Below are 6,000 nucleotides of genomic sequence, written 5' to 3'. Positions count from 1 at the left end.
CTTGGTTATCATTTTAGCTGGTCTCGATACCCGTTATTCGAGAACCGGTTCTCATACCTGGACCCACCTTATTCCATTTATGGAAATTAGGTCTGTCCAGTGGATCTACTACTATTATACGAGGAGGTTATTTATGAAAGTAGCTATTATAGGAGCAGGTGTAGCTGGACTTGCCTGTGCGATCGAGCTTGAACGGCATGGTATCAAACCTCATATATTTGAAAAAAACCATCGAATTGGCAGCCCTTTTTCCTACTCACCATTTATATTCGATTTTATTTTTCGCCCTGTGAAAAAACCCTTGGCTGTACTTACTAAACAATGTGGGATTAATCTAAAACCAATCAGTGATATTTCCTTAATGAAGGTATGTGGCCCAAGAACAGAATTTACCATCCAGGGAAATTTGGGTTATAGTCTATTGCGAGGACAGGAGATACACTCCATTGAATGCCAAATGGCAAACCAATTGAAAAGTCCCATTCAATTTAATTACCCGGTTAAACCAAAGGATTTGGTTAAAAAGTTTAATTATGTTGTTGTTGCCACAGGAGAGGAGGAATATGCCAAAGATTTGAACATATGGCAAGGCACCTACTCCTCTTGGATGAGGGGTGCTTCTATTTTGGGACGCTTTAACCCCCAGGAAATTAAACTATGGTTTAATACAGACTATACTAAAAATGGCTATGCCTATCTGGTGCCAATGGGAACTGAAAAGGCGACCCTGCTATTAAATGTTTCGAATACCACCCATGATGAACTACCCAACTTTTGGCAGAGCTTTCTCCAGCAAGAACGTCTTGACCCTAAAATTGTTTTACTTTGGGATGTACCCTATAATATTAGTTTGGTTTATCCCCACCGGGTGGGTAATACTTTCTTTATCGGAAACAGTGGCGGGTTTGTTACAAGCTGGCTCGGGCAAGGTATTTTTTCCAGTATTGTCAGCGGTGTAGAGGCTGCCCGCTCGATTGCTTTAAATAAGGATTTTCACAAACAAATAAACGAATTAAATAAAATTATGGAAAGACAGGCTCGCTTTCGTCAGCTTTGGGATAAATTTGATAACAAAAGCCTTGACCTGGCTCTTCGTTTGATTAATAACCCCATGATTAAATTTACTTTATATCAAACAAACTTGAATTTTTTTAAAGTTCTTGATCGTTAGTAGCAAAAAATCCAGAAACCCTCCAAATTAAGGAGGGTTTCCTTTAACGGACTGAGGCTAACGCCTCGGGTTGTACAACCAGCCCGGTGATAATAATATGAACCTATTTTATCAAGAATATTTATCCTTTCGATTAACAATAGCTGGAACAACTCATAAACATTTCCTTTTTGGTCATACTGAATATTAGCGATTAACGGAATGATCCTAAATGGTTGGTACTTGGCCAGATCTGGTTAATTATGTATGCTTTTACTTTTACTACATAGGGGGAGTTAACCCTTGTCTCTTAACATTTCTGGGAACAAACTATTTGAATATTTGGTAGCCTATATCCTGCGCAATAATGGCTATATTGCCGGAGTACCGAGGCGAAAACTAGGTGGTAGAGGGACACAGCATGAGGTTGGAGTTATTGGGATCGATTTAAATAATAGCCCCTTCTGCTTAAATACCGTTCTCTTAGTGGCAGCCCGTGGTCCCGAGCCGGCAAATGACATTTTGGACATGCAGTTAGTTAGAAATTTAAAAGCAACATTATTAGACCTAGAACAGACATTACCCTCACGGCGTGAGCTTATTCGTGACTTGCTGGATAACAACCGCGGCGATCTCTTTCACCGTATTTACGGAGGAAAAAAAATCAGAGAAACCCTGACGGTTAATTACGTAGGCGGTATCTTTGTAGCTGGTGAGTTCTCCTGCCAGGCCTGGGAATATGCCAATGCCCATGGTATCTACGTTGTTCACTTACCGGATTTCTTTGCGGGAAAACCACTGGGCCATTGGCAGCAACAAATATGTTTAGCAATGTCTAAGATCATGGATAACCATGGCCGATTTACCCTTTCTGGTCTTGCTAAAAAAACAAAAAAACTAGGAGACTTCCAGGAAGTGGTTACACTGCTGCAAAAATCTTCGGCATGCCAATTGAAACCCGAACACAGTCATGATCTTTTTACCATGTTTAATGAATTGCTTCGCACGGAAGAAATGATCCCTCTGGCTAGACATATGCAAAGGACTGCCTTAGCTACTATAAATGGTTACCCGGTGGTAATCGATTATAATGTTGGCTATAAAGCCCTGCTAGACGCAGCTCTCACCATCTATGAAAGAAAAATAAGAACAATTAAATCCGTGGTTCCGGCCACCACCTATAAACCCTTGGACGTTGTTCATTTAGAAATCGTCTCGGTTAATCCCACGCAGGACAATCAAGTACATAAGTTTTCCTATAAGGTTGAGAAGGAAAATGTACCCGCCGGCATCCAAAATTTGTCCGGTGCGGTTTATATACCAAACACGGTACTTGACAAACGCTTTATGAAAAAATTTCGCCTAAAAATGCCTTTAAAGGCAGGGTTAAGCTTAGTTTGTGAATTCTCGCCACAAACAGACGCTGAGCCAATCTGCGCTCTATAGTGTTATAACCCTGTCCCCACCCGTCATATTATCTAGTATTTCTAGCATATTCGTAATTCGTCCCACGGCTAACTGTTCTTTTAGTTTGTAATAATCTAGACATGTACCACAAGCTAAAACCTCTGTGCCTCTCTCTACTAGCTTATTAATCTGCTCCAGTACTCGTGATTGTTGGATGGCAAGTCTTACCCCGGAATTAACCAGCATAAGCACTCTGGGTGGGTTCTTTTCCAACAGGCTGTTAAAGAAGCTAATCATCAGCGTTTCTCCCAGATCCTCGGCTCCGCTGCCGAGGGTATTACTGGTGAATAGATATACCACTTGGCTGGTTTCACATACCGGAGCCACTACTTCAACTGGCCCGTTCCCTTCTCCCTTCGTGATGGTAAGATAGTACGCACCATTCTTTTCTGCTGTAGTAATATTAAATCCGGCATTTTCAGCAAATCTTTTTACATTCTCAAAGGCTGTCTCATTATCCACAATAGAAATAACCGTACCCTGGTTAATTTCTTCTAGGGCCCTTTTCGTATTTATCACAGGTTGTGGACAAGCCAAACCCCGGTTATTAATCTCTTTCATAACGGTAATCTCTCCTTAGGATAGAAATTAGATGGTCCTCTGGTTCCTTTAGTTCCCCAACAATTTGAGACTCCAAAACTCCCTGTTGGTGCAGTTCTTTTAAAAGTTTGTGTGCTTGCTCCGGTTTAACGGCTATTAACAATCCCCCGGAGGTTTGGGGGTCAAAAAGAATATCCACTTGCTCCCTGGTGACACCCTCTTCCACGAAGACGGACTCCCCTAAGTGTTTCCTATTTTGGTAGGCACCTCCAGGAATAATGCCCATTCTCGCCAATTCCTTTGCCCCTGGTAAAACAGGTACCGCCTCAGCAAATACGGTTAGGCTTAAACCGCTGCCTTTGGCCATTTCTGCTGCATGACCCAAAAAGCCAAAACCAGTAATATCGGTACAAGCTGAGGCCCCCACATTTACCATGACAGCGGCAGCATCTTTGTTTAAGGTGGCCATTGTTTTTACGGCCTTATCAATCATTTCTTGTTCTACCATGTCAGCCTTAATGCCTGTATTGATAATTCCCGTACCCAGGGGCTTGGTTAGGATTAAAAGATCCCCCGCCTGGGCCGAGGCATTACTATATATTTTATCTGGATGCACCACCCCAGTAACAGCCAGACCATATTTGGGCTCATCATCCTGAACACTGTGACCACCGGCAATTATGGCACCGGCTTCAGAAACCTTAGCGGCCCCTCCCTTTAAAATATCACCCAGAAGCTCTGGGGGTAAACAGGAAGGAAAGCAAACGATATTCAGTGCCATTAGGGGTGTCCCACCCATGGCATAGACATCACTCAGGGCATTCGCCGCAGCAATTTGACCAAACAAATAGGGATCATCGACCATTGGCGTAAAAAAATCCACCGTCTGAATCGTGGCTAATTCGCTGTTGAGTCGATAAACCGCGGCATCATCGGAAGTATCTAAGCCAACCAACAGGTTTGGATCCGTATTACTGGGTAAATCTCGCAAGACTTGCGCTAGGACCTCCGGCCCCACCTTGGCTGCTCACCCCGCAGCTTTCGTCATTTGTGTTAATCTTGGCTTGGCCAAGGTTGTCAACCTCCTTTTCCTACTAAAACATTATTAGCCCTTCTCCAATCTTTATATACTTCCCTTTTGATATTCTATAACTTTTTGTTATAAAAGCTACTTTGATAAATAAATATTGCCCTTTCTTATATTTGCCTTTTATGTAAACAGAAACAAATCTTGCTTCTATAAGAACATCGGAGTATAATAAATTACAGCATTTACCAATATTCCTAGAGGTGATTTTTTTGTCTCAGCGGGCCCCCATAGGTATATTTGACTCAGGTGTAGGTGGACTATCAGTGGCCAGGGATATCCGCAAGCTTCTTCCTCTGGAGGACATACTTTATTATGCCGATTCCGCTCACTGCCCCTACGGAGACAAGGACCCCCAAACCATTCAACAACGCGAAAAAAAAATCGGGGAGTTTTTAGTCGCACAGGGAGCCAAATTAATTGTAGTTGCCTGTAATACTGCTACTTCTACAGGCTTAGAAGATTTACGCAGCCTATTAAATGTTCCCGTAATCGGCATGGAACCAGGTGTAAAGCCAGCAGTTGCTGCAACTCGCAATGGTAAAATCGGAGTTCTGGCCACCAATGTAACGATTGCCGGTGATCGCTTTGCTGCTTTGATTAAGCGTTATGCCGAAAATACCCAAGTTATTACCCAACCCTGCCCAGGATTAGTGGAATTAATTGAACAGGGGAAACTACATGCACCAGAAACAAAGGGGAAGTTATGGAATTTCCTCCAGCCCATTTTAGAACGAGGAGCCGATACCATTGTATTGGGCTGCACCCATTATCCCTTTTTACGTCCGATTCTCGGGGAGTTGGTGGGACCTGAGATAGCTATTATCGACACCGGCCAGGCAGTGGCCAGGCAGGTAAGTAAGATATTAAATGAAAATGGCCTGTTAATAACTGACGGCCCCCTTGGCACCGAACAATTTTATACCAGTGGAAATCAAGCTAATGTTCAAGAAGTCATCCAGTCCCTCTGGCTTAACAATAACATAAGTGTTAAAACCTTACCCCTATAAATAACAAAATGCGGCAAGAAAACTGCCGCATTTTGTTATTAAATTAACCTATACAGGAGGCTAATTTCTTATTAACATCTTCCCAATTTACCAGGTTCCACCATGCTTCCACAAAGGCAGCCCGCTTATTTTGATATTTCAAGTAATAAGCATGCTCCCAGAGATCCAGTACCAGCAGCGGGATAACTCCCCATTGGGTTAAGTTTTGGTGCTTTTCAGACGTAAGAATTTCCAGCTTCTTAAACATTGGATTGTAGCATAATAAAGTCCAACCAGAACCTTCCACAGCAACTGCTGCAGCGGAAAATTGCTTTTTAAAGATTTCAAAACTTGAAAAGAATTTGTTGATTTCTTCGCTTACCCGACCGGTGGCAGGTCCACCACCATTGGGAGTCATATTCTCCCAAAACAGGGTATGCAGGATATGGCCGGAACCATGAAAGGCCAGTTCGCGTTCCCAATGTTTTACCAGGGCGAAGTCACCTTTTTCCCGGGCCTCAGCTAGTTTAGCCTCAGCATTATTTAGGCCGTCTACATAGGCCTTATGGTGGGCATCATGATGCAGTCTTACGGTTTGCTCATCATAATGGGGCTCTAGGGCATTATAGTCATAGGGTAGATTCGGTAGTTGATGGGTCATTCTTACTCCTCCATTTCACTTGAAACTATTTACATAGTAATTATAATATACATTACGAGATAATTTATTACGGCATTCTTACATTGCACTTACTTTTCATAAACTT

6 protein-coding genes are annotated in these 6,000 nt (G+C 42.6%); 3 read left to right on the top strand and 3 right to left on the bottom strand.

The genetic code is table 11. The features are described 5' to 3' along the window. Positions 1-133 precede the first annotated feature (133 nt). Positions 134-1,171, top strand: a complete 1,038-nt coding sequence (locus V6C11_RS04590) for an NAD(P)/FAD-dependent oxidoreductase (protein ID WP_333529906.1) — start codon at positions 134-136, stop codon at positions 1,169-1,171. Between the two features lie 282 nt (positions 1,172-1,453). After that, positions 1,454-2,596, top strand: a complete 1,143-nt coding sequence (locus V6C11_RS04585) for a hypothetical protein (protein ID WP_333529905.1) — start codon at positions 1,454-1,456, stop codon at positions 2,594-2,596. Here V6C11_RS04585 and yedF read toward each other — a convergent pair. Both yedF and selD read right to left on the bottom strand, forming a co-directional pair. Continuing rightward, positions 2,591-3,178 (bottom strand): sulfurtransferase-like selenium metabolism protein YedF, encoded by a 588-nt coding sequence (yedF, locus tag V6C11_RS04580; RefSeq protein WP_333529904.1) that lies wholly within the window; start codon positions 3,176-3,178, stop codon positions 2,591-2,593. The two genes, V6C11_RS04585 and yedF, sit on opposite strands and share 6 nt — an antisense overlap. Further along, on the bottom strand, positions 3,165-4,229 hold the full coding sequence (gene selD / locus V6C11_RS04575) for a selenide, water dikinase SelD (RefSeq protein WP_333529903.1): 1,065 nt from the start codon (positions 4,227-4,229) through the stop codon (positions 3,165-3,167). The genes yedF and selD overlap by 14 nt, the downstream gene beginning before the upstream one ends. A 218-nt stretch (positions 4,230-4,447) precedes the next feature. Here selD and murI point away from each other — a divergent pair, with 218 nt between their 5' ends. Then, the gene (gene murI, locus V6C11_RS04570) at positions 4,448-5,254 is read left to right on the top strand and encodes a glutamate racemase (protein WP_333529902.1); all 807 of its coding nucleotides are present in this window, start codon (positions 4,448-4,450) and stop codon (positions 5,252-5,254) included. 43 nt (positions 5,255-5,297) lie between these two features. Here murI and V6C11_RS04565 read toward each other — a convergent pair whose 3' ends face one another. Then, positions 5,298-5,894 (bottom strand): superoxide dismutase, encoded by a 597-nt coding sequence (locus V6C11_RS04565; protein ID WP_333529901.1) that lies wholly within the window; start codon positions 5,892-5,894, stop codon positions 5,298-5,300. Positions 5,895-6,000 lie beyond the last annotated feature (106 nt).

The sequence above is a fragment of the Desulfotomaculum sp. 1211_IL3151 genome, assembly GCF_036763075.1.
Classification (GTDB): domain Bacteria; phylum Bacillota; class Desulfotomaculia; order Desulfotomaculales; family Desulfotomaculaceae; genus Desulfotomaculum.
This window is presented reverse-complemented; position numbering and strand designations above follow the sequence as displayed.

Excerpts from the sequence above, each read along its gene's own strand:
- yedF (WP_333529904.1), bottom strand. The coding sequence starts at position 3,178 with ATGAAAGAGATTAATAACCGGGGTTTGGCTTGTCCACAACCTGTGATA.
- V6C11_RS04590 (WP_333529906.1), top strand. The coding sequence starts at position 134 with ATGAAAGTAGCTATTATAGGAGCAGGTGTAGCTGGACTTGCCTGTGCG.
- V6C11_RS04565 (WP_333529901.1), bottom strand. The coding sequence starts at position 5,894 with ATGACCCATCAACTACCGAATCTACCCTATGACTATAATGCCCTAGAG.